The sequence below is a fragment of the Variovorax sp. Varisp46 genome (assembly GCF_059491885.1).
Genome location: NZ_CP168515.1, coordinates 4,467,144 through 4,492,207 on the forward strand (window position 1 = coordinate 4,467,144; position 25,064 = coordinate 4,492,207).

Annotated in this window: 23 protein-coding genes; 5 read left to right on the forward strand and 18 right to left on the reverse strand. The window is 68.1% G+C overall.

Annotated features, from left to right (window positions below; translation table 11 throughout):
- Nucleotides 1-145: 145 nt before the first annotated feature.
- Genes ACEN9N_RS21160 through ACEN9N_RS21170 form a run of 3 tightly spaced genes read right to left on the reverse strand, consistent with a single transcriptional unit; the run spans nt 146 to nt 1,529 of the window.
- The gene (locus ACEN9N_RS21160) at nt 146-790 is read right to left on the reverse strand and encodes a 2-hydroxychromene-2-carboxylate isomerase (protein WP_495654454.1); all 645 of its coding nucleotides are present in this window, start codon (nt 788-790) and stop codon (nt 146-148) included.
- Complete coding sequence (locus tag ACEN9N_RS21165; protein WP_007827867.1) at nt 787-1,044, reverse strand: DUF1289 domain-containing protein; 258 nt, start codon at nt 1,042-1,044, stop codon at nt 787-789. The genes ACEN9N_RS21160 and ACEN9N_RS21165 overlap by 4 nt, the downstream gene beginning before the upstream one ends.
- The gene (locus ACEN9N_RS21170; RefSeq protein WP_007827866.1) at nt 1,041-1,529 is read right to left on the reverse strand and encodes a YbaK/EbsC family protein; all 489 of its coding nucleotides are present in this window, start codon (nt 1,527-1,529) and stop codon (nt 1,041-1,043) included. The genes ACEN9N_RS21165 and ACEN9N_RS21170 overlap by 4 nt, the downstream gene beginning before the upstream one ends.
- 394 nt (nt 1,530-1,923) lie before the next feature.
- On the opposite strand from ACEN9N_RS21170, the gene nirB reads away from it, so the two are divergent.
- From nirB to ACEN9N_RS21190, 4 genes are read left to right on the forward strand one after another with little or no spacing between them, the layout of a single operon-like run.
- The gene (nirB, locus tag ACEN9N_RS21175) at nt 1,924-4,455 is read left to right on the forward strand and encodes a nitrite reductase large subunit NirB (RefSeq protein WP_495654455.1); all 2,532 of its coding nucleotides are present in this window, start codon (nt 1,924-1,926) and stop codon (nt 4,453-4,455) included.
- Between the two features lie 20 nt (nt 4,456-4,475).
- A complete protein-coding gene (nirD, locus tag ACEN9N_RS21180; protein WP_007827864.1) occupies nt 4,476-4,817 on the forward strand; it encodes a nitrite reductase small subunit NirD in 342 nt (113 codons plus the stop codon).
- 51 nt (nt 4,818-4,868) lie between these two features.
- Nucleotides 4,869-5,681, forward strand: coding sequence for a formate/nitrite transporter family protein (locus tag ACEN9N_RS21185; RefSeq protein WP_007827863.1), 813 nt, complete (start codon nt 4,869-4,871; stop codon nt 5,679-5,681).
- Nucleotides 5,682-5,691: 10 nt separating this feature from the next.
- Nucleotides 5,692-7,434: a bifunctional protein-serine/threonine kinase/phosphatase gene (locus ACEN9N_RS21190; protein WP_495654456.1), complete on the forward strand. Its 1,743-nt coding sequence runs from the start codon at nt 5,692-5,694 to the stop codon at nt 7,432-7,434.
- Nucleotides 7,435-7,449: 15 nt separating this feature from the next.
- On the opposite strand, the gene ACEN9N_RS21195 is transcribed toward ACEN9N_RS21190, so the two are convergent.
- From ACEN9N_RS21195 to ACEN9N_RS21265, 15 genes are all read right to left on the reverse strand, one after another.
- The gene (locus ACEN9N_RS21195; protein WP_413335601.1) at nt 7,450-8,370 is read right to left on the reverse strand and encodes a hydroxymethylglutaryl-CoA lyase; all 921 of its coding nucleotides are present in this window, start codon (nt 8,368-8,370) and stop codon (nt 7,450-7,452) included.
- 168 nt (nt 8,371-8,538) lie between these two features.
- Nucleotides 8,539-8,844 (reverse strand): acylphosphatase, encoded by a 306-nt coding sequence (locus ACEN9N_RS21200; protein WP_495654457.1) that lies wholly within the window; start codon nt 8,842-8,844, stop codon nt 8,539-8,541.
- A gap of 10 nt (nt 8,845-8,854) precedes the next feature.
- Nucleotides 8,855-10,024 (reverse strand): acyl-CoA dehydrogenase family protein, encoded by a 1,170-nt coding sequence (locus ACEN9N_RS21205; protein WP_007827846.1) that lies wholly within the window; start codon nt 10,022-10,024, stop codon nt 8,855-8,857.
- Complete coding sequence (locus tag ACEN9N_RS21210) at nt 10,021-11,247, reverse strand: CaiB/BaiF CoA transferase family protein (RefSeq protein WP_007827844.1); 1,227 nt, start codon at nt 11,245-11,247, stop codon at nt 10,021-10,023. The genes ACEN9N_RS21205 and ACEN9N_RS21210 overlap by 4 nt, the downstream gene beginning before the upstream one ends.
- A 122-nt stretch (nt 11,248-11,369) precedes the next feature.
- Nucleotides 11,370-12,386, reverse strand: coding sequence for a Bug family tripartite tricarboxylate transporter substrate binding protein (locus ACEN9N_RS21215; RefSeq protein WP_413315882.1), 1,017 nt, complete (start codon nt 12,384-12,386; stop codon nt 11,370-11,372).
- Nucleotides 12,387-12,411: 25 nt separating this feature from the next.
- Nucleotides 12,412-12,801, reverse strand: a complete 390-nt coding sequence (locus ACEN9N_RS21220) for a cupin domain-containing protein (RefSeq protein WP_130428240.1) — start codon at nt 12,799-12,801, stop codon at nt 12,412-12,414.
- Nucleotides 12,798-13,547: an IclR family transcriptional regulator gene (locus ACEN9N_RS21225; protein ID WP_495654458.1), complete on the reverse strand. Its 750-nt coding sequence runs from the start codon at nt 13,545-13,547 to the stop codon at nt 12,798-12,800. The genes ACEN9N_RS21220 and ACEN9N_RS21225 overlap by 4 nt, the downstream gene beginning before the upstream one ends.
- 92 nt (nt 13,548-13,639) lie before the next feature.
- A complete protein-coding gene (locus ACEN9N_RS21230) occupies nt 13,640-14,560 on the reverse strand; it encodes a 2-hydroxyacid dehydrogenase (RefSeq protein WP_413335606.1) in 921 nt (306 codons plus the stop codon).
- A 100-nt stretch (nt 14,561-14,660) separates the two neighbouring features.
- Nucleotides 14,661-15,632: a DUF4349 domain-containing protein gene (locus ACEN9N_RS21235; RefSeq protein ID WP_495654459.1), complete on the reverse strand. Its 972-nt coding sequence runs from the start codon at nt 15,630-15,632 to the stop codon at nt 14,661-14,663.
- A 69-nt stretch (nt 15,633-15,701) separates the two neighbouring features.
- Nucleotides 15,702-17,792 carry an acetyl/propionyl/methylcrotonyl-CoA carboxylase subunit alpha gene (locus ACEN9N_RS21240; RefSeq protein WP_495654460.1) on the reverse strand — a complete coding sequence of 697 codons (2,091 nt, stop codon included), beginning with the start codon at nt 17,790-17,792 and terminating at the stop codon, nt 15,702-15,704.
- Nucleotides 17,785-18,456 (reverse strand): DUF4126 domain-containing protein, encoded by a 672-nt coding sequence (locus ACEN9N_RS21245; RefSeq protein ID WP_007827835.1) that lies wholly within the window; start codon nt 18,454-18,456, stop codon nt 17,785-17,787. Before ACEN9N_RS21245 ends, ACEN9N_RS21240 begins: the two co-directional genes overlap by 8 nt.
- 9 nt (nt 18,457-18,465) lie before the next feature.
- Nucleotides 18,466-19,260, reverse strand: a complete 795-nt coding sequence (locus ACEN9N_RS21250; RefSeq protein ID WP_495654461.1) for an enoyl-CoA hydratase/isomerase family protein — start codon at nt 19,258-19,260, stop codon at nt 18,466-18,468.
- Between the two features lie 13 nt (nt 19,261-19,273).
- Nucleotides 19,274-20,899 (reverse strand): carboxyl transferase domain-containing protein, encoded by a 1,626-nt coding sequence (locus tag ACEN9N_RS21255; protein ID WP_413315889.1) that lies wholly within the window; start codon nt 20,897-20,899, stop codon nt 19,274-19,276.
- The gene (locus ACEN9N_RS21260; protein WP_495654462.1) at nt 20,896-22,575 is read right to left on the reverse strand and encodes an AMP-binding protein; all 1,680 of its coding nucleotides are present in this window, start codon (nt 22,573-22,575) and stop codon (nt 20,896-20,898) included. Before ACEN9N_RS21260 ends, ACEN9N_RS21255 begins: the two co-directional genes overlap by 4 nt.
- Before the next feature lie 145 nt (nt 22,576-22,720).
- Nucleotides 22,721-23,893, reverse strand: a complete 1,173-nt coding sequence (locus tag ACEN9N_RS21265) for an isovaleryl-CoA dehydrogenase (protein WP_007827817.1) — start codon at nt 23,891-23,893, stop codon at nt 22,721-22,723.
- A gap of 139 nt (nt 23,894-24,032) precedes the next feature.
- On the opposite strand from ACEN9N_RS21265, the gene ACEN9N_RS21270 reads away from it, so the two are divergent.
- Nucleotides 24,033-25,061, forward strand: a complete 1,029-nt coding sequence (locus ACEN9N_RS21270; protein WP_413315552.1) for an AraC family transcriptional regulator — start codon at nt 24,033-24,035, stop codon at nt 25,059-25,061.
- Nucleotides 25,062-25,064 lie beyond the last annotated feature (3 nt).

Sequence of the window (25,064 nt, forward strand, 5' to 3'; positions counted from 1 at the left end):
TCATGCGGCGCCCGACTGTTTCGGGACCGTGAGGCATTCTTGGAGGCGCGACTGACCCGAGCCTTGCGCGAAACTGAACCGGTGCTTACGGTTTAAGGTGAAACCCGCGGGGCGCGTTTCAGGTTGTAAGAAATCCGGGGGTCACTCAGTTTTTGCTGCTGCGCAGCAGGGACGGGCGCTGGTCCGCCGAGGTCCATTGCGGGCCGTCGAACCACGCGTCGCCCGACAGGTAGGCGCGCAGCATCTGCAGGCCGTCGAAGCCCCAGAACAGGCGGCCGTCGACCACATAGGCGGGCGTGCCGAACACGCCGAGCTGCAGGGCCTCGTCGGTGTTGCGCTTGAGGAGGGCCTTACTCTCCTCGCTGTTCGCGTCGCGCTTCGGCGCCAGCTGCGCGGTGAGCGCGGCGAGGCGCGCGGCGTCGCCCGCGTCTTCGCCGCCGCGCCACACATGGCGGAAGATGGTCTCGGCCACGAAGCGGCTGATGCTGCCGTCGTCGCTCGTCGACACTGCCAGCCGCAGGTGAGGCAGCGGGTTGTAAGGGTGCGAGGCGGGCATTTCGATCCGGATGCCGTTCGTGTGGCCCAGCCAGAGCACGTGGCGGTAGGTCCAGCTGCGCTTCGACGGAATCTCCGCCGGCCCGAGCTGGCCGTGCTGCTTGAGCAGCGCCCCCAGCAGCACGGGCTTGTAGGCCACGCTGCAGCTCAGGCCTTCGAGCGCCTCCGGCAGGTGCTCGAACGCGAGGTGCGCGTAGGGCGAGATGAAGTCGAGATAGAAGTCGATGTGCTTCATGCGGCGTTGTCTCCTGAAGCGCGCCAGATGCCGGCCCGCGCCCGCAACTCTATCGCGCGCCACACGTGGCGCCGCGTTTCGTCCTCCATCCGGCTCCAGCCAGCGATCTCCGGGATGGTGCGCAAACACCCTTCGCAGAAGCCGCTCAGGCGGTCCATGCGGCACACGGAAGAGCACGGCGAGGGCACGTCGTCGGCCATGGCCTGCACGGCCACGGCGCGCTCGGCCAAGGTCTCGGCCTCGTCGAAGTTCACACCACGTCCGCCACCGGCGCGCCGGTGAGCTTCTCGAGGTCGTGCGGGCGCAGCTGGAACACCGCATGCGGATGGCCCGCAGCCGCCCAGATCTCCTCGAAGCGGAACAGCTCGCGGTCGATCAGCACCACGGGCTTGGTCACGTGCCCGACCGGCGACACGCCCCCGATGGTGAAGCCGGTGCGCGCCTTCACGAAGTCGGCGTCGGCGCGGCCGGTCTTGCCGACCAGCGCATCGACCTTCTTCTCGTCGACGCGCCTGTCGCCCGAGGTAATGACCAGCACCGCCGCCTCATCGCTCTTGCGGCGGAAGATGATGCTCTTGGCGATCTGGCCGACCGAGATGCCGAGCGCGTCGGCCGCCTGCTGCGCGGTGCGGCAGGCGTCGTCGAGCATGCGCGGGGCATGCGGATGGCCGGCGTCCTGGAGCACGCGCGAGACGCGCTGGACACCGTCGGGAAGGGAATGGAGTTCGGAGCCGCACATGGCAGGTTCAGCAGGTTCTGGGTTCATCGAGGCCCCAGAGCATACGGAAAAGCCTGCGCCGCCGCCCGGGGTGCACCAATGCGAAGAGCGTCGCGGCGCCACGGCGCACGACGCCCGTGCGTCCGGTGCCGGGCCCGGGGCGGTTTCGGTGCGCAACCGGCCGGTCAGGGCGGCCGCGGCACCCGCACGATTGGGCATGGATATTGCTTATCCCTCGGTTCACAGTGCCTCCGCTAACGACGGCGGGGTTCAAGCGAGCCGGCGGCCGACAAGCCGCGAGCTCGTCTGCTCCAACCCAATTTCGCATCCGTTCCGTCGCGGGGCTCTGCTGCCGCTGTCTGCCACGACAGCGCGGCGCTGCACCTCCAAGGGCCGGCTGCGTGCAGGACCCCCAATGAAGATCGCAGTCATCGGCCACGGCATGGTCGGCCACAAGTTCCTCGAGCAACTCCACGAGCTCGGCGTCGCGAACGCGCAAGTCACCGTGCTGTGCGAGGAGCCCCGCCCGGCGTACGACCGGGTTCACCTGTCCGAGTTCTTCGCCGGCAAGACGGCGGAAGACCTGTCGCTCGTCGAGCCGGGCTTCTTCGAACGCAGCGGCTTCACGCTGCGCCTGGCCGCGCGGGCGGTAGCCATCGAGCGGCGCAACAACACCGTCACTACGGCCGACGGCGAAGTGGTGCACTACGACAAGCTGGTGCTTGCGACGGGCTCCTTCCCCTTCGTGCCCGCCGTGCCCGGCCGCGACCGCCCGAACTGCTTCGTCTACCGCACCATCGAGGACCTCGAGGCCATGAAGGCCTGCGGCGCCCGCTCGAAGAGCGGCGTGGTCGTCGGCGGCGGCCTGCTGGGCCTGGAATGCGCCAAGGCGCTGCGCGACATGGGCCTCGAAACCCACGTCGTGGAGTTCGCACCGCGCCTGATGGCCGTGCAGGTCGACGAAGGCGGCGGCCGCGCCCTGCGCAACAGCATCGAGGCAATGGGCCTGCACGTGCACACCGGCCGCAACACGGTGGAGATCACCGACGGCGCGACCGCCCGCCACCGCATGGTGTTCGCCGACGGCACGCACCTGGAAACCGACATGATCGTGTTCTCCGCCGGCATCCGTCCGCGCGACGAACTGGCGCGCCAGAGCGTGCTGGCCGTCGGCCCGCGCGGCGGCGTGGCGGTCGACAGCCACTGCCGCACCAGCGACCGCAACATCTACGCGATCGGCGAATGCGCGTCGTGGAACGAGCAGACCTTCGGCCTCGTCGCACCGGGCTACGACATGGCCCGCGTAGCCGCCAGGCACATCGCCGGCCAGGACGACGCCGCCTTCACCGGTGCCGACATGAGCACCAAGCTCAAGCTGATGGGCGTGGACGTTGCAAGCATCGGCGACGCGCACGGCAAGACGCCGAAGTCGCGCGCCTACCAGTACGTCGACGAGCGCAAGCAGATCTACAAGAAGATCGTCGTCAGCGAGGACGGCAAGCAGCTGCTGGGCGCGGTGCTGGTCGGCGATGCCGCCGAGTACGGCACGCTGCTGCAGATGGCGCTCAACGGCATCGCGCTGCCCGCCGACCCTGAATTCCTGATCCTGCCGTCGAGCGACGGCAAGGCCAAGCCAGGCCTGGGCGTCGATGCGCTGCCCGACACCGCGCAGATCTGCTCGTGCAACAGCGTCACCAAGGGCCGGATCTGCGAGGCCGTGGGCGAGGGCGCGTGCACCGTCGCCGAGCTGAAGGCCTGCACCAAGGCCGGCGCCACCTGCGGCGGCTGCGTGCCGCTGGTCACGCAGGTGATGAAGATGGAGATGTCCAAGCGCGGCATGGCGGTCAACAACCACCTGTGCGAGCACTTCCCCTACTCGCGCCAGGAGCTGTACCACCTGATCCGCGTGGGCGAGATCCGCAGCTTCGCCGACCTGCTGGCAAAGCACGGCAAGGGCCTGGGCTGCGACATCTGCAAGCCGACGGCCGCGAGCATCTTCGCTTCGTGCTGGAACGAGTTCGTGCTGAAGAAGGACCTGGCCAGCCTGCAGGACAGCAACGACTACTTCCTCGGCAACATCCAGAAGGATGGCACCTACTCGGTGGTGCCGCGCATGCCGGGCGGCGAGGTCACGCCCGACGGGCTGATCGCGGTGGGCCAGGTGGCGAAGAAGTACGGCCTGTACACCAAGATCACAGGCGGTGCGCGCGTGGACATGTTCGGTGCGCGCGTCGAGCAGCTGCCCGCCATCTGGGAAGAATTGATCGCGGCCGGCTTCGAATCGGGCCATGCCTACGGCAAGTCGCTGCGCACGGTGAAGAGCTGCGTCGGCTCCACCTGGTGCCGCTACGGCGTAGACGACAGCGTCGGCCTGGCCGTGGAACTGGAGAACCGCTACAAGGGCCTGCGCGCGCCGCACAAGATCAAGTTCGGCGTGTCGGGCTGCACCCGCGAATGCGCGGAAGCGCAGGGCAAGGACGTCGGCATCATCGCGACCGACAAGGGCTGGAACCTCTACGTGTGCGGCAACGGCGGCATGAAGCCGCGCCATGCCGAACTGCTCGCGAGCGACCTCACCAAGGCCGAGCTGATCCGGCTGATCGACCGCTTCCTGATGTTCTACGTGCGCACGGCCGACCGCCTGCAGCGCACCAGCACGTGGCGCGAGAATCTCGAGGGCGGCCTCGACTACCTCAAGGATGTGCTGCTGCAGGACACGCTGGGCCTCGGCGACGAGCTGGAAACACAGATGCAGCGCGTGGTCGACACCTACCAGTGCGAATGGAAGACCGCGGTGAACGACCCGGTCACGCGCCAGCGCTTCCGCTCCTTCGTCAACAGCGAGAAGCCGGACGAGCACATCGTTTTCGTGCAGGAGCGCGGCCAGATCCGCCCCGCCCGCGTGGAAGAGCGCGGCGAAGCCGCCTCCGACGTCTCGATGGCCTGAAGAACACCCAAGGAAATCCCATGACCCAAGACAAGCTCCAGTGGACCCCGGTGTGCGCGGCCACCGACATCCTGCCCGACACCGGCGTGTGCGCGCTGGTCGACGGCGTGCATGTCGCGATCTTCAGCGTCGGCCATGAGCAGGCGCTGTTCGCCATCGACAACATCGACCCGAAGGCGGGGGCCAGCGTGCTGTCGCGCGGGCTGGTCGGCAGCCTGGGCGAGCGCATCGTCGTGGCTTCGCCGCTCTACAAGAACCACTTCGACCTGCGCAGCGGCGAATGCCTGGAAGCGCCCGAGCACTCGGTGCGCGCGCATGCCGTGCGCGTGCAGGAAGGCCGCGTGCTCGTCGCGCTGGCTTGAGGCCTCAGTCTCCCTTTTCAGTTTCGTCTTTATCGCTTCCAAGGAACCAGAATGGCCTATCTAGCCCCCGCCGAATTCGTCACCAAGATGGTGGACGCCGGTGAATCCAAGCTGCTGATGTCCACGCGCGACACGCTCATCCGCTCGTACATGGCGGGCGCGATCCTCGCGCTGGCGGCGGCCTTTGCCGTGAGCATCACCGTGAACACCGGCAATGCGCTCGTTGGCGCGATGCTGTTCCCGGTGGGCTTCATCATGCTGTACCTGCTGGGCTTCGACCTGCTGACCGGCGTGTTCACGCTGGCACCGCTGGCCGTGCTCGACAAGCGCCCCGGCGCCACCTGGGGCGGCGTCATGCGCAACTGGGGACTGGTGTTCACCGGCAACTTCGCGGGCGCGCTGACGGTCGCGGTGTTCATGGCCGTCATCTTCACCTTCGGCTTCAGCGAGGCGCCCAACGCCATCGGCGAGAAGCTCGGCCACATCGGCGAAGGCCGCACCATCGGCTACTCCGCGCATGGCGCCGCCGGCATGCTCACGTTGTTCATCCGCGCCGTGATGTGCAACTGGATGGTGTCGACGGGCGTGGTGGCGGCCATGATGTCGACCACCGTGTCGGGCAAGGCGATCGGCATGTGGATGCCGGTCATGGTCTTCTTCTACATGGGCTTCGAACACTCGATCGTCAACATGTTCCTGTTCCCCACCGGCCTGATGCTGGGCGGCAAGTTCACGATCATGGACTACCTGATCTGGAACGAACTGCCCACGGTGCTGGGCAACCTCGTCGGCGGCCTGACCTTCGTCGGGCTGACGCTCTACTCCACGCACTACAAGACGGCGCCCAAGCGCGCCGCCAGCTGAGCCGGCCTGGATGCCGCGCAAGGCATTGCGCGTGACGCTCGGCCAGCATTCGCTGGCAGGGCGCAAATCGCCGGTCAACCAGGACTTCCACGGCGCCATGCTGCCCGAGGGGGCGCTGCGCGCCTCCAAGGGCATCGCGGTGGCGCTCGCCGACGGCATCGGCTCCAGCCGCGTGAGCCAGGTGGCGAGCGCGGCGGCCGTGCGGGGCTTTCTCGACGACTACTACGCAACCTCCGACGCGTGGTCGGTGCGCCGCTCCGCGCAGCGGGTGCTGGACGCCACCAACTCGTGGCTGCATGCGCAGACGATGCGCAGCGACGCGCGCTTCGACAAGGACAGCGGCTACGTCTGCACCTTCAGCGCGCTGATCCTCAAGGGCCGCGACGCGCACCTGCTGCACGTCGGCGATGCGCGCATCTACCGGCTGCATGCCGGCGCGCTGGAACAGCTCACCGAAGACCATCGCGTCAACGTGTCGTCGGCCGAGTCGTACCTCGGGCGCGCTCTGGGCGCGGGCGCCAATGTGGAGATCGACTACCGCTGCTGGCAGGCTGAGGCGGGCGAGGTCTACCTGCTGGCCACCGATGGCGCGTACGCGCATCTCGACAGCGGCACGGTGAACGAGGTGCTCGGCCGCTGCGGGGACGATTTCGACGCGGCCGCCCGCCTGCTGGCAGAAACCGCGCAGGCCAAGGGCAGCGACGACGACAGCACGGTCCAGCTGCTGCGCATCGACGAGCTTCCCGAAGCCGACGCGCCTCATGCGCAGCTGCAGCGCGAAGGCCTGGCGCTGCCGCCGGCCCTCGCGCCGAGGGACCGCTTCGAGGGCTTCACGCTCGTGCGCGAGATCCACATGAGCGCGCGCAGCCACGTGTACCTGGCCACCGACGAGGCCACGGGCCAGCCGGTGGTGCTGAAGCTCCCGTCGATCGACCTGCGCGGCGACCCCGACTACCTCGACCGCTTCGTGCTCGAGGAATGGGTGGCGCGGCGCATCGACAGCCCGCACGTGCTCAAGGCCAGCACCGTCGAACGCACGCGCAGCCACCTGTACGTGGCCATGGAGTACGTGGACGGCCAGACGCTGGCGCAGTGGATGGTCGACCACCCCCGGCCCGCGCTGGACAGCGTGCGCGGCATCGTCGAGCAGCTGGCGCGGGGCCTGCAGGCGCTGCACAGCAAGGAAATGCTGCACCAGGACATGCGCCCCGAGAACGTGATGATCGACCGCACGGGCACCGTGAAGATCATCGACCTCGCCGCCACCCACGTCGCGGGCCTGTCCGACGGCAGCGGCGAGCGCCGGGCGCTCGCCATCGAAGGCACGCTGCAGTACACCGCGCCGGAATACTTCACCGGCCATGGCGGCACGGCCCGATCCGACCTGTTCTCGCTGGCGGTGATCGCCTACCAGATGCTCGCCGGCCAGCTGCCTTACGGGCTGCAGGCGTCGCGCATCCGCTCACCCGCCGATGTCGGCCGGCTGCGCTATGTGCCGGTGCGGCATTTCCGTCCCGACCTGCCTGCGTGGGTCGATGCCGTGCTGCAGAGGGCGCTGCAGCCGCAGGCGGCGAAGCGGCAGGAGGCGGTGTCCGAATTCGCGCACGACCTCAGGGCGCCGGGGCCGGAGTTTCTTCGCCCGCGGTCACCCGCGCTGATCGAGCGCCGGCCGGTGCTGTTCTGGCAATGCACGACGGTCCTGCTGGCCGCGGCGGTGATCGTGCTGCTCGGGCTGCGCGCCTTCGGGCGCTGAAGAAGACGAAGCCGCTCAGCCGGCGCGCTTGGTGCGGATCGCCTTCGACGCGCGCGAGTTCGGTTCGCGGCCCAGCGCCTCGCTGATGTAGACGCCCGCGTCGATCAGCTTGTCGAGATCGACGCCGGTCTCGATGCCCATGCCGTGCAGCATGTAGACCACGTCTTCGGTCGCCACGTTGCCCGTCGCGCCCTTCGCGTAGGGGCAGCCGCCGAGGCCGGCCGAGGACGACTGGAAATTCCACACGCCCAGTTCGAGCGCCGCCAGCGTGTTGACCAGCGCCTGCCCGTAGGTGTCGTGAAAATGGCCGGAAACGGCATCGACATCGAAGTGCGCCAGCGTGGCCTCCATCGCCCCTTGCACCTTGCGCGGCGTGCCCACGCCGATGGTGTCGGCCACGTCCACGCGCTGCACGCCAATGCCCTTCATCAGCTGCGCGAGGTAGCCGACCTTGGCCGGCGCGATCTCGCCTTCATACGGACAGCCCACGGTGCACGACATCGCGCCGCGCACGTGGATGCCCTTCTCGCGCGCCGCGGCCACCACGGGCGCGAAGCGTTCGATGCTCTCGGCAATCGAGCAGTTGATGTTCTTCTGGCTGAAGGCCTCGCTCGCGGCGCCGAACACCACGATCTCGTCGGGCCATTCCTCGCGCGGCGCGGCGATGGCGGCCTCGAAGCCCTTCATGTTGGGCGTGAGCACCGAGTAGCGCACGCCGGGCTTGCGCACGATGCCATGCATCACCTCGGCGTTGTCGGCCATCTGCGGCACCCACTTGGGCGAGACGAAGCTGGTGACCTCGATCTCCTTCAGGCCCGCGTCCTGCAGGCGGTGCACGAGGCCGATCTTGACTTCGGCCGAGACGGGCTGCTTTTCGTTCTGCAGGCCGTCGCGCGGGCCGACGTCGACGAGCTTGACGCGGGTGGGGAGTTTCATGGGATGTCTCTTGTGTCGCGGGAGGATGAAAGACCGTCGGCCATTGTCCGACACATGGAAATGCCCTGCCAGGCACACAGGCCGCGGAAGGTAGCAATGCGCGCCTGCGGGGTTGCAAATGGTGCCAACCGCACGGCACCCGGGCTCGGACGCAGACCGAAGCGGGCGCTAGACGGTTCCCCGCTGCTCGAAGCCGCCGGGCATGCCGCCCGCGGCGACAGCGTCGAGGCGCTCGTCCACGTCGACCGCATCCACGCGCGCACCGTCCGGCCCCTGCTGCGCCCAACGGACCAGCGCTTCGACCGCGCCAGCCTCGCCGATCGCCAGCGCTTCCACGCTGCCGTCGCGCCGGTTGCGCACCCAACCCTGCACGCCGAGCCGCTGCGCGGCCTGCGCCATCGACCAGCGATAGCCCACGCCCTGCACGACGCCGCGGATGACGAGGTGGCGAGCGACGGTGATGGCGTTGTTCATGGCATTGCGATCAGTACGACTTGGGCAGCCCCAGTGCCTTCTCCGCGATGAAGTTCAGGATCATCTGCGGGCTCACCGGCGCGATGCGCGGGATGTAGCTCTCGCGCAGCAGGCGCTCCACATGGTATTCCTTCGCATAGCCCATGCCGCCCAGCGTGAGGATCGCGTTCTGGCAGGCATCGTGCGCCGCCTCGGCCGCGAGGTACTTGGCGGCATTGGCCTCGATGCCGCAGGGCTCGCCCGCGTCGTACAGCGTGGCGGCCTTGAACACCATCAGGTCGGCGGCCTCGAGGTTGGCCCAGGCCCGTGCGAGCGGATGCGCCACGCCCTGGTTCTGCCCGATGGGCCGGCCGAACACGATGCGCTCCTGCGCGTACTGCGAGGCGATGCGCAGCGCCGCGCGGCCGATGCCGATGGCTTCCGCAGCGATCAATATGCGCTCGGGGTTCAGGCCGTGCAGGATGTACTCGAAGCCGCGCCCTTCCTCGCCGATGCGATCCTCCTGCGGCACTTCGAGCCCGTCGATGAAGAGCATGTTCGAATCCACCGCCGCGCGGCCGAGCTTGTGGATCTCGCGCACCTCGACCTTGCTGCGGTCCAACGCCGTGTAGAACAGCGTGAGGCCTTGCGTGGGCTTCTTCACCTGGTCGATCGGCGTGGTGCGCGTGAGGATGAGCATGCGGTCGGCGACCTGCGCGGTCGAGATCCATATCTTGCGGCCGTGCAGCAGGTAGCTGCCGCCGGGCTGGCGCACCGCCTGCGTCTTGAGGCTGGTGGTGTCGAGCCCCGCGTCGGGCTCGGTCACGGCGAAGCAGGCTTTCTCGGTGCCCGCGATCAGCGGCGGCAGGAAGCGCTGGCGCTGGGCCTCGCTGCCGAACACCACCACCGGGTTGAGCCCGAAGATGTTCATGTGCACCGACGATGCGCCCGACATGCCCGCGCCCGACGCGCTGATGGCACGCATCATCAGCGCCGCCTCGGTGATGCCGAGCCCCGCGCCGCCCTGCGCCTCGGGCATCGCGATGCCGAGCCAGCCGCTCGCTGCAACGGCGCGGTGGAATTCATGCGGGAACACGGCGCGATCGTCGTGGTCGCGCCAGTAGTCGGCGGGGAAGTCCTCGCAGAGGCGTTCGATGGCCGCGACCAGCGAGCGCTGGTCTTCGTTCAGGGAGAAGTTCATTCTTTGCTGTCCTTCGGTGGGTCGGGTTGCAGCGTGACGCCGCGTTCGAGCATGCGGGCAATGGCCTCGTCGCCATATCCCGCTTCGCGCAGCAACTCCACGCTCTGCTCGCCGATGCGCGGCGCGGGCCGGCGGATGGCGGTGGGCGTGGCGCCGTAGCGGCCGACCGGCGCGAGGGTGCGGATGCGGCCCTCGGTCGGGTGGTCGAGCTCGGGGTAGAAATCGACGGCGCGCAGGTGCGGATCGTCGAGCAGGCTCTCGGTGCTGTGAAGGCGCGCGACGGGGATATCGGCAGCATCGAGCGCGGCGAACCATTCGTCGCTGGTGCGCGTGGCCATCGCTTCGGCGACGAAGGCGTACACCGCGCCGATGTTCGCGGCGCGCGCGGTGTGCGTGCCGAACATCGGCGAATCGCGCAGCCCGGGGCGGCCGATCAGGTCGAAGAAGGCCTGCCAGTGCTTGTCGTTGTAGATCAGCACGCTGAGGTAGCCGTCGGCCGTGGCGTAGGGCTTGCGGTGCGGCGCGAGCAAGCGCGCATAGCCGGTGGGGCCGAGCGGCGGCTCGAAACTGTGGCCGCCGAGGTGGTCGCCCATGACGAACTGCGAGAGCGCTTCGAACATCGGCACCTCGACCGCCTGGCCCTTGCCGGTGCGTTGCGCGTGCAGCACGGCGGCGAGCAGCGCGATGGCGGCCTGCAGTCCGACGGCGCGGTCGGCGAGCGTGACGGGTGCATAGCGCGGTTCGCCGCCGCTTTGCTGCGCGAACAGCGAGGCCACGCCTGCCGCGCCCTGGATCAGGTCGTCGTACGCGGGCCTGCCGGCGTAGGGCCCCTGCTCGCCATAGCCGAAGGCGCCGAGGTAGACGATCTTCGGATTGGCCCCGGCCACCGCGTCGTAGTCAAGCCCGAGCCGCGCCATCGCCTGCGGCCGCGTGTTGTAGATCAATGCATCGCAACTTGCCGCGAGCTTCAGGCAGGCCTCGCGCCCTTCGGGCTGCTTGAGGTCGAGCACGATCGAACGCTTGTTGCGGTTGAGGTGCAGCGCCATCGCGCCCATGCCGGGGTGGCGCATGGGGCCGACAGCGCGCAGGTTGTCGCCGCCGGGCGGCTCGACCTTGATGACGTCGGCGCCGAGGTCGCCGAGCGTCTGCGTGGCGTAAGGCCCCATCACCACGGCCGTGAGGTCGAGGATGCGGATGCCTTGGAGAGGTCCGGAGGTGTTCATGTCTTCGCTCCTTCCCCCGCTGGGGGAAGGTCGGGATGGAGGCAGGCAGGGCGCCAAGCAGGGACGCCGCTTGCCCCCACCCCTGCCCTCCTCCAGCGGGGGGAGGGATAAAGTCGGATCACTCATTCGGGTTGAATCCCCGCAGCCTGGATCAGCTTCTTCCATTTCGCCAGTTCCGACACCGTGAACGCCCCCAGCTCCTCGGGCGTACTGCCGAAGGCATCGAAGCCCAGCTTGCTCACGCGCTCGCGGAAGGCCGCGCCGTTCGCCATCTCCGACAGCGCCTTGTTGAGCTTCAGCACGATGTCGCGCGGCGTGCCGGCCGGCGCGAACACGCCGTTCCACGAGGTGATGTCGAAGCCTTTCAGCTCGGGCGTGTCGGCCAGCGGCGGCAGCTCGGGGAAGAGCTTGGTGCGCTCCTGCGTCGTGACCGCAATCGCGCGCATCTTGCCGGCCTTCACCGTCGCAAGGCCCGCGGCGAGGTCGACCACCATCATCGACACCTGCCCGCCGATCAGGTCGGCAATGGCCGGCGGCGTGCTCTTGTACGGCACGTGCAGCATCGGCACGCCGCTCATGCGCGACAGCGTGGCGCCGCTCACGATGCCGGTGCTGTTGCCGCTCGCATAGGTCAGCTTGCCGGGATGCGCGCGTCCCCAGGCCAGCAGCTCGGCCACGCTCTTCACGGGCAGGTCGTTGTTCACCACGAGCATGAACGGCAGGTTGCCCATGCGGCTCACGGGCGCGAAGTCTTTCACCGGGTCGTAGGGCAGCGACTTCATCAGGCTCGGGTTGGCCGAGTGCGTGGTGTTGGTGGTCATGAACAGCGTGTAGCCGTCGGGCGGCGCCTTGGCCACGGCTTCGGCGCCGATCACGCCGTTGGCACCGGCCTTGTTGTCGACGATGACCGAGCCCTTGAGCGCCTCGCCCAGCATCTGCGCGGTGATGCGTGCCACAGCGTCGGTGCCGCTGCCGGCCGCGAAGGGCACGACGATGCGTATCGGCTGCTTCGGGTAGCCGTCCTGCGCAAAGGCCCAGGGCACTGCGCTGGCGAGGCCCGTGGCGGCACCGATGGAAATGAAACGGCGGCGGTTCGCCACCGCGACCGATGGCTCGGTCGCGTTCTTCGTTGTCTGCATTTGCTTGTCTCCGGGTGGTTGTCGTTCAGGGCCGGATCACGCGCTCCGGCAATTCCTCGTACGGCGGGCTGTAGATCACCAGCACGCGCACCGGCTCGTCGCTCACCACCGTGAAGGTGTGCATCGCGTCGGCCGGAAAAAAGCAGCTGTCGCCAGGGTGCAGCTCCTGCCGCTGGCCACCCACCTCGGCGACTGCACGGCCTTCGAGCATGTAGCAGACCTGCTCGATGCCCGGGTGCGCGTGCGGCAGCGCGCCCTTGCCCTTCTGGATGTGGCCGACCAGCACTTCGAGCTGCTTCGCGCCCACGGTCTCGGGGCCGATCAGGCGCTTGTTGAGCGTGCCGGTATGGTTGGCCGGGTGGTAGCCGGCGATCTCGTCCTCGCGGACGAAGTAGCGGGGGGTGCTTGCAGTCATCGGGGACTTTCGGTCTTGGGTTCGATGGCGAGGCAGGCCGAGCGCAGCATCGCCGCGATCTCCTCGATGCGCGCCTCCATGCGGTAGCGCGGACCGGCGACCGAGATGGCATAGGCCTGGCCGCCGATGCGCAGCGGCCAGGCCAGGCCGATCAGGTCGGGAATGCTTTCGCCGAGGTTGCCGTACCAGCCGCGCGCGGCAGAGCGCTGCAACTCGGCTTCGATGGCATCGGCGGTGGTGAGCGTGGCGTCGGTCAGCGGCGCGAGCGTCATGCCGTCGAGCAGCTTGCGGCGCGCTTCGGGCGTGAGCGTGGAGAGCAATGCACGCCCCAGCGAGTTGGCGTAAGCCGGGCGCGTCTCGCCCGACTCGGCCGTGTAACGAATGCTCTGCGGCGCGCTCAGCACTTCCAGGTACACCACCAGGCCCGCATCGCGGAACTTGGCGAACACCACGGTTTCGCGCGCAGCATCGCGCAACTCCTCGAGCGTGGCCTTCACCCGGTCGAGCACCGGGTCGTGGGCGGCGATGACCTGCGCCATCGCGAGCAGCCGGCCCGTCGGGTAGTAGCCCTGGCGGCGGCCGGTTTCGTACATGTAGCCCTGCTCTTCGAGCGTGCGGATCAGGCCCAGGCAGCTCGACACCGGCATGTCGAGCAGGCGCGCCATCTCGGACAGCGCCAGCGGCTGCTTCTCGCGAGCGAAGAGCTCGACGATCTCGATCACGCGGAATGCAGTTTTCACAGTCATGAAAATATTTTCATGTTTATGAAAAATCGGCGCTTCGGGGTTTCCCCTGCCCGCCTTGCGCCGCGGCGGGCTCGCAAAAGGTGACGCCGCCGTCAGTACCCGCGCGCCGGATCGACCACGCCGGCGATCGGCAGGCCCTGCTCCATCGCCCGGATCTTCCCGGCGATCTGCGCAATGGACTCCTCGCGCAGCGTGCGCGCCGAGCCGTGCGGCGTCACGGTGATCTTGGGATGCCGCCAGAAGGCGTGGTCGGCCGGCAGCGGCTCGACCTGGAACACGTCGAGCGTCGCGCCCGCGAGCTGGCCGGCGTCGAGCATCGGGATCAGGTCGTCTTCCACGAGGTGCGCGCCGCGCGCGATGCTGATCAGGTAGCCCTCGGGCTTCAGCTTGCCCAGCGTGTCGCGGTTGAGGATGCCGCGCGTCGCCTCCGTCAGCGGCAGCAGGTTCACGAGCACGCGCGTGGACGACAGGAACTCGTCGAACTGCGCCTCGCCGCTGAACACGCGCACGCCGTCGATCTCCTTCGGCGAACGGCTCCAGCCCAGCACCGGAAACTCGAACTGCGCGACCGCCTTGGCCACGCGCTCGCCGAGCACGCCCAGACCCATGATCCCGACCGGGAAGTCGCGCCGCAGCTTCGGCTTGCGGTAGCTCCACTTGCCCTGCTTCGCGTCGGCCTCGTAGGCGTCGAACTCGCGGAAGTGGCGAATGAGCGTGTGGCAGACGTACTCCGCCATCTGCACCGACATGCCCGCGTCGTCGAGCCGCACGATGCGCGTGTGCGCCGGCACCTTCAGCTTGAGCAGCGCATCGACGCCCGCGCCGATGTTGAAGATGCCGCGCAGCTTCGGCTGCTCGTCGAGAAACTCCTGCGGCGGCGCCCACACCACGGCATGGTCGGCCTGCGGCGCGCCGGGCCTCCAGGCCTCGATGACGGCATCGGGTAATTCGGCCTTGAGGCCCTCGATCCAGGGGTCCGGGCGGTTGTCGGTGAGGTAGACGGTGATTCGCATGGGGACGAATCTTAGTGAAGGCGCTGGCGCGGCGTTCGGGCCGCACGCGAAGGAGATCAGGGACGGCGTCAGCGACGGGGCGGTGGGCTGACCCCGGGGGTCAGGGGGTCAACCCCGCCTTGATGCGGCGACGGCGCCACAGCACCCGCACCAGCCATCCCATCGGCAGTACCGCCAGCAGCAGCCAGGGCAACACCGCCGCGACGAAGGTGATCAGCGAGCCGACGCTCTCCGCCAGCACCACGCCCGCGTTGCGCAGCGCCCTCCCCATCGGGCTGTAGCCGTCGCCGCCGCTCACCAGTGCGCGCCTGGGCGTGAACTGGATCTGGATGTGCTGCTTGCTGGTCTGCTGCGCCAGCACCTTGCGCTGCGTGGCGATGGCGTCGAGCTCGGCCTGCGTGTCCGACAGCGTGCGCTGGATCGCCAGCAGGTCGGCCATGGTGCGCTTGGTGACGGTGTCGCGCAGCATGACGCGCAGGCTGTCGCGGAACTCGGTGCGGTTCCTGATGCGGGCTTCGACATCGATCACCTCGGCGGTCTTGTCCTCGCTCGTGGTGGTGTGCGAGACCACGTTCGCCACGCCGGCCAGGCCGCCGAGCAGCTTGTCGACGTCGGCGGGCTCCACGCGCATCTCGAGCATGGCGTTGCCGGGCTGCTGCGGCGTCTCGCGCAGCAGGGAGGACGACAGCAGCTCGCACTTCAGCGAGCCGCAGAGGTCGCGCACCTTGCCCCAGGCATCGGCCAGCTGCTCGGACGGCACCTCGACGTTCAGGTCTTGCCGCACGGCCAGGAAGCGCTGCAGCGGGGTGTCCTGCCCGCCCTGGGCCTGATCGGCGGAAGCCGTTTCGGCCGACCGCATGCGCTGCTCCTTCCTGGCCATGCCGCTGGCATAGCTGGCCGCGGCCTGCATCGGCGCGGGCGGCGGAGCCGGCTCGGCGAGCGTGGCGGCCTCGTCGTGGGTGCGGTTGCAGCCGGCGAGCGACAAGGCGGCCGCCAAGGCCAGCAGGACGATGCCCGCGCGGTGGCGGCCAGACAGGAAACGCGGCGCGCCGGACAGCGTGCGATAGGTCATGGGATATCCCTTGAGTGATGACTACCGCAGCTGATACGGACAGGCGCCCGCAACGGGGTTAACTATTTTTCAGGCTGCGGCGGCACTCATTCGCAACAATTCCTCGCCTTCGGCCACCTGCTCGCCCGGCGCGAACATCAGCTCGTCCACCGTGCCGTCGGCCGGTGCCGCGATGGTGTGCTCCATCTTCATGGCCTCCATCACCGCGAGCGGCTGGCCGCGGCTGACCTTGTCGCCGGCCTTGACGGCAAAGGACACGACCTTGCCGGGCATCGGTGCCGTGAGCCGGCCGCCTTCGGCGTGGGTGTCGCCCGCATGGGCGAGGCGGTCGATGGCGGTGATCTTCGTCGCGCCTTTCGAGGCGAAGACGTGGGCCGTGGCGCCGTCGACGTGCACGTCGAGCGTCTGGCGCGTGCCGGCGAATTCGACCTCGAATTCACCGCTCGGGAACTGGCCGATGACCAGCGGGCCTTCGGCACCGCCGGCTTCGAGCCACAGGCCGCCGTCGCGCTTGTAGGTCAGCAGGGCGGTCTGCTCGGCACCGCGGAACTCGAAGTCGAAGTGGCGCCGGTACTCGCCCAGCGAGCGCCAGCCGTCGCGCCACGCAAAGGGATCGGGCATCTTCGCGGGCCACTCGGTGATCAGCGTACGCGTGATCGCGGCGGCCGCGGCCAGCGGCAGTCCCAGCGGCTCGCGGTCGAACAGCACGGCGCGCTCGCGCTCGATCAGCGCGGTGTCGAGGTTCGCCTTCGAGAACGACTCGGTCGCCAGGATGCCGCGCAGGAACTGCACGTTGGTCGACACGCCCACGATCTGCACTTGCGCGAGCGCCGCATCGAGCCGGGCCAGCGCCTCGGCGCGCGTGCTGCCGTGCACGATCAGCTTGGCGATCATCGAGTCGTAGAAGGGCGAGATCTCGCCGCCCTCGCGCACGCCGTCGTCGATGCGCACGCGGCTGCGCTGGAAGGCGGTCGCCTGCGGCTTGCGGTACACGCGCAGCGTGCCGGTGGCGGGCAGGAAGTTGTTGTCGGGGTTCTCGGCGCAGATGCGCGCCTCGATGGCGTGGCCGTGGATCTGCAGCTCCGCCTGCTTCGCGGGCAGCGTCTCGCCCGAGGCCACGCGCAGCTGCCATTCGACGAGGTCCTGGCCGGTGATCGCTTCAGTGACGGGATGCTCGACTTGCAGCCGCGTGTTCATCTCCATGAAGAAGAAGTTCATCTCGACGGAATCGGCCCCCACGCTCGGCACTGATGTGTCCTCGCTGCCCCCCGAGGGGGCGCTCGCTTGCTTGGGGCGGCCCGGCGCTGCGCGAGTTTCGCGCTGCTCGACGATGAACTCCACCGTGCCAGCACCGACGTAATTCACGGCGCGCGCCGCAGCGACGGCGGCCTCGCCCATCTGCTTGCGCATCGCCTCGGTCATGCCCGGCGCGGGCGCTTCTTCGAGCACCTTCTGGTGGCGGCGCTGCACCGAGCAGTCGCGCTCGAACAGGTACACGTAGTTGCCGTGCGTGTCGCCGAAGACCTGGATCTCGATGTGGCGCGGGCGCTGCACGTACTTCTCGATCAGCACCGCGTCGTCGCCGAAGCTGTTGATGGCCTCGCGCTGGCAGGAGGCGAGCGCGGCGGCGAAGTCTTCCGCCTTGTCGACTGCGCGCATGCCCTTGCCTCCGCCACCCGCACTGGCCTTGATGAGCACCGGGTAGCCGATGCGGTCGGCCTCGCGCTGCAGCAGCTGCGGGTTCTGGTCGTGGCCGTGGTAGCCGGGCACCAGCGGCACGCCGGCCTTTTCCATCAGCTGCTTCGACTCGGCCTTCAGGCCCATCGCCTTGATGGCCGAGGGCGGCGGGCCGATGAAGACCAGGCCGGCGTCGGCGCAGGCCTGCGCGAATTCTTCGTTCTCGCTCAGGAAGCCGTAGCCCGGATGCACCGCCTCGGCGCCCGTGGCCTTGGCCGCTTCGAGGATCTTTTCCCAGCGCAGGTAGCTGTCCTTCGGGGCACTGCCGCCGAGGTGCACCGACTCGTCGCAGGCGCGCACATGGTTGGCATGCGCGTCGGCATCGGAGTACACGGCGACCGTGCGAATGGCCATGCGGCGGGCCGTTGCAGCGACCCGGCAGGCGATCTCGCCACGGTTGGCAATCAGGATCTTCTTAAACATTCGGAGTGTCTCCCGGAGGATTCTTTTTCAGTTGAAACGCGGGCACGACGCCCGGATCGGGTCGGCCGCTGAAGATGCGGGCCACGCGGCTGAACAGCGCCTTGAGGAAACGCCAGCTCTTGCGGATCAGCCACACGCTGAGCACCAGCACGAAGACGAACAGCACCAGAAAGACCAGCGGATGCGCCACCGCGAGCCACAGCCCCGCCGGCACCATCGTGTCTTCGACCAGCGAAGCACCCACGTTCGAGAACGGCTCGGGCGAGGTGTTGATGGCCGCGCGCGTCGTCGCCTTGGCCGCGTGCGCGGTGGCAGCGAAGCTGCCGCCCAGCAGCGCGGCGACGATGGCCATCACGCCATGGTCGGCGCCGAACACGCTGGCTGCGAGCGCGGCACCGGCCGGGATGCGGATGGCGGTGTGCACCACGTCCCACAGCGAATCGAGGCCGGGGATCTTGTCGGCGAAGAATTCGACGAACACCATGAAGCCACTGGCTGCGATGACCACCGGATGCGCCAGCAATTGCAGCCCGCTCGGCAACGGCACCCAGCCGAAGTAGCCGACAAGTCCGGTCAGCAGCACGACGAGGTAGAGCCGCACGCCGCTGGCCCAGCCGATGGCGGCGGCCAGTGCGAGCAGCTGGGGCATGTCGAGTGCGTTCATCGCGTGTACTCAGCGGCCCAGCCAGGACGGCTTGCGCTTCTGCAGGAAGGCCTGCACGCCTTCACGGCCTTCCTCGCTCGCGCGGATGTCGGCGATGCCTTCGACGGTTTTCGCGATCAGCGCGTCGTCGATCTCGCGGCCGGCCACGTCGGCGATCAGTTGCTTGCAGGCGCGCACCGCGGCCGGACTTGCACCGGTCAACGCCTTCACGAGTTCGTCGACCTTGGCATCGAGCGCATCGGCAGCAACCACTTCATGCACGAAGCCGATGCGAAGCGCTTCGGACGCAGTGAAGCGCTCGGCCGTGAGGAAGTAGCGCTGCGACGCGCGCGTGCCCATGGCGCGCAGCACGTACGGGCTGATGGTCGCGGGCACGAGGCCGATCTTCACTTCGCTCAGGCAGTACCAGGCCGTGTCCACGCTCACGGCCATGTCGCAGGCCGCGACCAGCCCCATGCCGCCCGCATACACGTCACCCTGCACGCGCGCGATGGTGGGCTTGGGGCACTCGGCGATGGTGCGCAGCATGGCGGCCAGCTTGCCCGCATCGGCGATGTTCTCGTCGCGCGTGTAGTCTGCCATGCGGCGCATCCAGTTGAGGTTGGCGCCCGCACAGAAGGCCGGGCCGTTCGCGCCGAGCACGATGGCTTTCACCTGCGGCGCGGCGCCGGCTTCGGTGAAGGCCTGCGTGAGCTCGGCGATGACCACGTCGTCGAAGGCATTGCGCGCGTCGGGCTGGTCGAGCCAGATGCGTGCGATGGTGCCTTCGCTGGTTTCGAGTTTCAGTTTGGTGAAGTTGCTCATGCCGCGTCCCTCGTCACATGCGGAAGATGCCGAACTTCGGCTCTGGAATGGGCGCGTTGCGTGCAGCGGCAAGACCGAGCGCCAGCACCCGCCGCGTGTCCGCCGGATCGATGATCCCGTCATCCCACAGCCGCGCCGTCGCGTAGTACGGGTGGCCCTGGTCTTCGTACTGCTGGCGGATCGGCGCCTTGAAGGCCTCTTCCTCTTCCTTGCTCCAGCTGCCGCCCTTCAATTCGATGCCGTCGCGCTTCACCGTGGCCAGCACGCTCGCGGCCTGCTCGCCGCCCATCACGCTGATGCGTGCGTTGGGCCACATCCAGAGGAAGCGCGGGCTGTAGGCGCGGCCGCACATGCCGTAGTTGCCGGCGCCGAAGCTGCCGCCGATGATGATCGTGAACTTGGGCACGTTGGCGGTGGCCACGGCCGTCACCATCTTGGCGCCGTGGCGCGCAATGCCTTCGTTCTCGTACTTGCGGCCCACCATGAAGCCGGTGATGTTCTGCAGGAACACCAGCGGGATCTTGCGCTGGCAGCACAGTTCGATGAAGTGCGCGCCCTTCTGCGCCGATTCGCTGAACAGGATGCCGTTGTTGGCAACGATGCCCACGGGCATGCCCTCGATCTCGGCGAAGCCGCAGACCAGGGTGGCGCCGAAGCGCGCCTTGAACTCGTGGAACTCGCTGCCGTCGACGATGCGCGCAATGATCTCGCGCACGTCGAAGGGCTTGCGCGTGTCGGTGGGGATCACGCCATAGAGTTCTTCGCGCGGGAATGCAGGTGCGCGCACCGGGGTGTTCGCCGGCGTTGCCGCCGCGGCCTTCGCATTGAGGTTGGCCACCGCCGAGCGCGCGAGCGCCAGTGCATGCAGGTCGTTCTGTGCGAGGTGGTCGACCACGCCCGACAGCCGCGTGTGCACGTCGCCGCCGCCCAGGTCTTCGGCCGTCACGACCTCGCCGGTGGCAGCCTTCACGAGCGGCGGGCCGCCCAGGAAGATGGTGCCCTGGTTCTTCACGATGATCGATTCGTCGCTCATCGCCGGCACGTAGGCGCCGCCGGCCGTGCACGAGCCCATGACCACCGCGATCTGCGGAATGCCCTGGGCGCTCATGTTGGCCTGGTTGAAGAAGATGCGGCCGAAATGGTCGCGGTCCGGGAACACCTCGTCCTGGTTCGGCAGGTTGGCGCCGCCCGAGTCGACGAGGTAGATGCACGGCAGGCGGTTCTGCTCGGCGATCTCCTGTGCGCGCAGGTGCTTCTTGACGGTCATGGGGTAGTAGGTGCCGCCTTTCACCGTCGCGTCGTTGCACACGATCATGCAGTCGACCCCGTTCACGCGGCCGATGCCCGCGATGAGGCCGGCGCCCGGCGCCGATTCGGCGCCCTTGGCGTCAAGGTACATCGCATGCGCGGCCAGCGGCGCGATCTCGAGGAAGGGCGTGCCCGGGTCGAGCAGCTCGGCGACGCGGTCGCGCGGCAGCAGCTTGCCGCGCGACGTGTGCTTGGCGCGCGCTGCCTCGCCGCCGCCTTGCTCCACTTTGGCGAACTGCTGGCGCAGGTCGTCGACCAGCGCGCGCATCGCTGCGGCATTGGCCTGGAAGTCGGCCGAACGGGCATTCAGTTTGGTTTCGAGTTGGCTCATGCTGTCTTTTCTTGGCTGAGGCCGAGTTGCTCGGTCATGGCATCGCGGATCTTGAATTTCTGGATCTTGCCGGTCACCGTCATCGGGAACTCGGTGACGAACTGGATGTACTTCGGCACCTTGTAGTGCGCGATCTGGCCCTTGCAGAAATCGCGGATCTCGGTGTCGGTTGCGGTCTGGCCGGGCTTGACGATGATCCAGGCGCAGAGTTCTTCGCCGTACTTTTTATCGGGCAGGCCGACCACCTGCACGTCCTGCACCTTGGGGTGGCGGTACAAGAATTCCTCGATCTCGCGCGGGTAGATGTTCTCGCCGCCGCGGATCACGAGGTCCTTGATGCGGCCGACGATGTTGACGTAGCCCTCGGCGTCCATGGTGGCCAGGTCGCCGGTGTGCATCCAGTGCTCGGCATCGATCGCCTCGCGGGTCTTCGGCTCGTCTTCCCAGTAGCCGTGCATCACCGAGTAGCCGCGCGTGCAGAGCTCGCCCGATTTTCCGACCGGCATGATTTCGCCGGTCTCGGCGTCGACGATCTTCACTTCGAGGTGCGGCTGCACGGTGCCCACGGTCGACACGCGGCGGTCCAGCGGCGTGTCGGTGCTGCTCTGGCAGCTCACGGGGCTGGTCTCGGTCATGCCGTAGGCGATGGTGATTTCGCTCAGGTGCATCTCGCTGACCACGCGCTTCATCACCTCGATCGGGCACGGCGAGCCGGCCATGATGCCGGTGCGCAGCGTGGACAGGTCGAACTCCTTGAAGCGCGGATGGTCGAGCTCGGCGATGAACATCGTGGGCACGCCGTGCAGGCCGGTGCACTTCTCGGCCTGCACCGTCTCGAGCACGGTGAGCGGGTCGAAGCCGTCGTTCGGGTACACGATGGCCGAGCCGTGCGTGAGGCAGGCGAGGTTGCCCAGCACCATGCCGAAGCAGTGATAGAGCGGCACCGGAATGCACAGCCTGTCGACGGGCGACAGCTTCATGCACTCGCCGATGAAGAAGCCGTTGTTCAGGATGTTGCGATGCGTGAGCGTCGCGCCCTTTGGAAAGCCCGTGGTGCCGCTGGTGAACTGGATGTTGATCGGATCGGTGGCTTTGAGCGTCTTCTGCACCTGTCCCACGCGCGGATCGGCGGCATCGCCGCTCGCGAGCAGCTGCGAGAAGCGCTGCATGCCGGGCTGCTCGTCACCCTGGCCGGGCTTGTCGATCCAGAAGGTGTGCAGCAATTGCGGCAGGCGCTGGGGGCCGAGTTCGCGCAGCATGCCGAGGTAGTCGCTGGTCTTGAACTGCGCCATCGTCACCAGCGCCTTGCAGCCGACCTTGTTGAGCGCGTATTCGAGCTCGGAGGTCCGGTAGGCGGGGTTGATGTTGACGAGGATCAGGCCGACCTTGGCGGTGGCGATCTGCATCAGCACCCACGCGACGTTGTTGTGCGACCAGATGCCGACACGGTCGCCGGGGGCGAGGCCGAGGTTCAGCAAGGCGCCGGCGAGGCGGTTCGATTCGGTCTGCAGCTCGCGGTAGGTGAAGCGCTGGCCTTCATGGCGGCTGACGAGCGCCTCGCGGTCGGGCTGCTTCGCAACCATGTCGTCGAAGAAGTCGCCGATGGGTTGTTCGATGAGGGGGACGTCGGCGGCGCCCTTGCCGTAGCTCTCGGTCAGTGCTGCAGTCATGTTCATTTCCTTGTCTCCGTTTGTCTTGCTCCTTCCCCCTCTGGGGGAAGGCTGGGATGGGGGCTCGCGGCGCCTGTTCGGTGCAGTGCCTCATCGAACGCCGCTTGCCCCCACCCCCGCCCTCCCCCAGAGGGGGAAGGAGAAAAACATCCTAGGCCGTTTCCGAAAACAGCTCGCGCCCGATCAGCATGCGTCGGATCTCGCTGGTGCCGGCCCCGATCTCGTACAGCTTGGCATCGCGCCACAGCCGTTCCACCGGAAACTCCTTCGTGTATCCCACGCCGCCCAGCGCCTGGATCGCCTCGCCGGCCATCCACGTGGCCTTCTCGGCCGAGTACAGGATGGCGCCGGCCGCGTCCTTGCGGAAGGTGCGCGCATGGTCGTTGCGGTCGCAGGCCTTGCCCACGGCATACACGTAGGCGCGCGTGGCCTGCCACGTCGAATACATGTCCGCCAGCTTGCCCTGCATGAGCTGGAACTCGCCGATGCTCTGGCCGAACTGCTTGCGCTCGTGGATGAAGGGCAGCACCGCGTCCATGCACGCGGCCATGATGCCGAGCGGGCCGCCCGAGAGCACTGCGCGTTCGTAGTCGAGGCCGCTCATCAGCACCTTCGCGCCCATGCCTTCGCCGCCGAGCACGTTCTCTTCGGGCACTTCGCAGTTGTCGAAGAACAGCGGGAAGGTGTTGGAGCCGCGCATGCCGAGCTTGTCGAGCTTGGTGCCGGCCGAAAAACCTTTGAAGTTCTTTTCGACGATGAAGGCCGTCATGCCGCGCGCGCCCATCTCGGGTTCGGTCTTGGCGTAGATGACCAGCGTGTCGGCGTCGCCGCCGTTGGTGATCCACATCTTGCCGCCGTTGAGCACGTAGTAGCCGTTTTTCTTCTCGGCCTTGAGCTTCATGCTCACCACGTCGGAGCCGGCGTTGGGCTCGCTCATGGCCAGCGCGCCGACGTGCTCGCCGCTCACCAGCCTGGGCAGGTACTTTTTCTTCTGCGCCTCGCTGCCGTTGCGGTGGATCTGGTTCACGCACAGGTTGGAGTGCGCGCCGTACGACAGGCCCACCGAGGCCGAGGCGCGCGAGACCTCTTCCATCGCCACGATGTGCGCCAGGTAGCCCAGCTCGGTGCCACCGTACTCTTCCTTCACCGTCATGCCGTGCAGGCCGAGCTCGCCGAGCTTCTGCCAGAGGTCGTGCGGGAACAGGTTGTCGCGGTCGATGGCGGCGGCGCGGGGTGCGATCTCGTGGGCGGCGAAGTCCTGGATCGCGCTGCGCAGCGAGTCGATGTCCTCGCCCAGGTCGAAGTTCAGGCCGGGATCGTGCATGTGTCTTGTCTCCTCTGAAGGGTCTGCGCAGTGCTACCCGCGCTGGATGGCGCTTGCGAAAGATCGCAGCTTACGCCTCGCTGTTTCGCAATTGGCGCCACAATGGTTGCAAATTGCGCCACGCCCGATCCGCATATCCATGTCGTCCCCGTCCTTCCTGAGACCTGCCCGCGCCGTCACGCCGATGGCCTTCGTGCGAGCCATCGTGCAGGGCTACGAGCGCTACGGCAAGGACCCGGCCGAGGCCCTGAAAGCGGCACAGATCACGCCGCGCGATCTGGCCCGCCCGGGCGCGCGGGTCACGGCCGCGCAGTTCGAGGCGCTGTCGGGCCATGCCATGCAGGAGCTCGACGACGAGGCGCTGGGCTGGTTCTCGCGGCGCCTGCCCTGGGGCAGCTACGGCATGCTGTGCCGTGCCTCGCTGACCTCGCCCGACCTGGGCGTGGCCATCAAGCGCTGGTGCCGCCACCACCGGCTGCTGACCGAGGACATCGGCCTGGCGCTCGAGGTGGCGGGCGGCGTGGCCACCTTGCGCATCACCGAGAACCGCCCGCTCGACGATGCCTTCCGCGAGTTCTGCCTCGTGACCAGCCTGCGCTTCATGCACGGCTACATGTGCTGGGCCATCGACTCGCGCATCTCGCTGCGCAGCGCGACCTTTCCATTTGCCGCGCCGCCGCACCGCGACGCCTACGCGCCGATGTTCACGCCCGAGGTTCGCTTCGACGCGCCCAAGGCCGGCATCAGCTTCGACGAACGCTACCTCGCCCTGCCGCTGCAGCGCGACGAACGCGCGCTGCGCACCATGCTCAAGCGGGCGCTGCCACTGACCATCCTGCAGTACCGGCGCGACCGCCTGCTGGGCCAGCGCGTGCGCGAGCTGCTGCGTTCGCGTGCGAGCGAGGCCACCACGGCCGAGGCGCTGGCTGCGCTGCTCAACGTGTCGAGCCGCACGCTGCACCGGCAGCTGCACGAGGAAGGCACGTCGCTGCAGGTGCTCAAGAACGAGGTGCGCCACGAGGTCGCCGTGGAACAGTTGCGGCGCACGACGCGCCCCATCAAGCAGGTGGCGCTGGCGGTGGGGTTTCGCAACGAGAAGAGTTTTTCGCGCGCATTCCTGCAATGGACAGGGCACGCGCCGCGCGACTTCCGGCAGCAGGGGCTGTAGGCG

Coding starts and splice junctions, on each gene's coding strand:
- ACEN9N_RS21265 (WP_007827817.1), bottom strand. CDS start 23,893: ATGCACGATCCCGGCCTGAACTTCGACCTGGGCGAGGACATCGACTCG.
- ACEN9N_RS21160 (WP_495654454.1), bottom strand. CDS start 790: ATGAAGCACATCGACTTCTATCTCGACTTCATCTCGCCCTACGCGCAC.
- ACEN9N_RS21250 (WP_495654461.1), bottom strand. CDS start 19,260: ATGAGCAACTTCACCAAACTGAAACTCGAAACCAGCGAAGGCACCATC.
- ACEN9N_RS21215 (WP_413315882.1), bottom strand. CDS start 12,386: ATGCAGACAACGAAGAACGCGACCGAGCCATCGGTCGCGGTGGCGAAC.
- ACEN9N_RS21225 (WP_495654458.1), bottom strand. CDS start 13,547: ATGACTGTGAAAACTGCATTCCGCGTGATCGAGATCGTCGAGCTCTTC.
- ACEN9N_RS21240 (WP_495654460.1), bottom strand. CDS start 17,792: ATGTTTAAGAAGATCCTGATTGCCAACCGTGGCGAGATCGCCTGCCGG.
- ACEN9N_RS21270 (WP_413315552.1), top strand. CDS start 24,033: ATGTCGTCCCCGTCCTTCCTGAGACCTGCCCGCGCCGTCACGCCGATG.
- ACEN9N_RS21220 (WP_130428240.1), bottom strand. CDS start 12,801: ATGACTGCAAGCACCCCCCGCTACTTCGTCCGCGAGGACGAGATCGCC.
- ACEN9N_RS21210 (WP_007827844.1), bottom strand. CDS start 11,247: ATGAACACCTCCGGACCTCTCCAAGGCATCCGCATCCTCGACCTCACG.
- ACEN9N_RS21230 (WP_413335606.1), bottom strand. CDS start 14,560: ATGCGAATCACCGTCTACCTCACCGACAACCGCCCGGACCCCTGGATC.
- nirD (WP_007827864.1), top strand. CDS start 4,476: ATGACCCAAGACAAGCTCCAGTGGACCCCGGTGTGCGCGGCCACCGAC.
- ACEN9N_RS21260 (WP_495654462.1), bottom strand. CDS start 22,575: ATGAACATGACTGCAGCACTGACCGAGAGCTACGGCAAGGGCGCCGCC.
- ACEN9N_RS21170 (WP_007827866.1), bottom strand. CDS start 1,529: ATGTGCGGCTCCGAACTCCATTCCCTTCCCGACGGTGTCCAGCGCGTC.
- ACEN9N_RS21245 (WP_007827835.1), bottom strand. CDS start 18,456: ATGAACGCACTCGACATGCCCCAGCTGCTCGCACTGGCCGCCGCCATC.
- ACEN9N_RS21255 (WP_413315889.1), bottom strand. CDS start 20,899: ATGAGCCAACTCGAAACCAAACTGAATGCCCGTTCGGCCGACTTCCAG.
- ACEN9N_RS21200 (WP_495654457.1), bottom strand. CDS start 8,844: ATGAACAACGCCATCACCGTCGCTCGCCACCTCGTCATCCGCGGCGTC.
- ACEN9N_RS21235 (WP_495654459.1), bottom strand. CDS start 15,632: ATGACCTATCGCACGCTGTCCGGCGCGCCGCGTTTCCTGTCTGGCCGC.
- ACEN9N_RS21185 (WP_007827863.1), top strand. CDS start 4,869: ATGGCCTATCTAGCCCCCGCCGAATTCGTCACCAAGATGGTGGACGCC.
- ACEN9N_RS21195 (WP_413335601.1), bottom strand. CDS start 8,370: ATGAAACTCCCCACCCGCGTCAAGCTCGTCGACGTCGGCCCGCGCGAC.
- nirB (WP_495654455.1), top strand. CDS start 1,924: ATGAAGATCGCAGTCATCGGCCACGGCATGGTCGGCCACAAGTTCCTC.
- ACEN9N_RS21205 (WP_007827846.1), bottom strand. CDS start 10,024: ATGAACTTCTCCCTGAACGAAGACCAGCGCTCGCTGGTCGCGGCCATC.
- ACEN9N_RS21190 (WP_495654456.1), top strand. CDS start 5,692: ATGCCGCGCAAGGCATTGCGCGTGACGCTCGGCCAGCATTCGCTGGCA.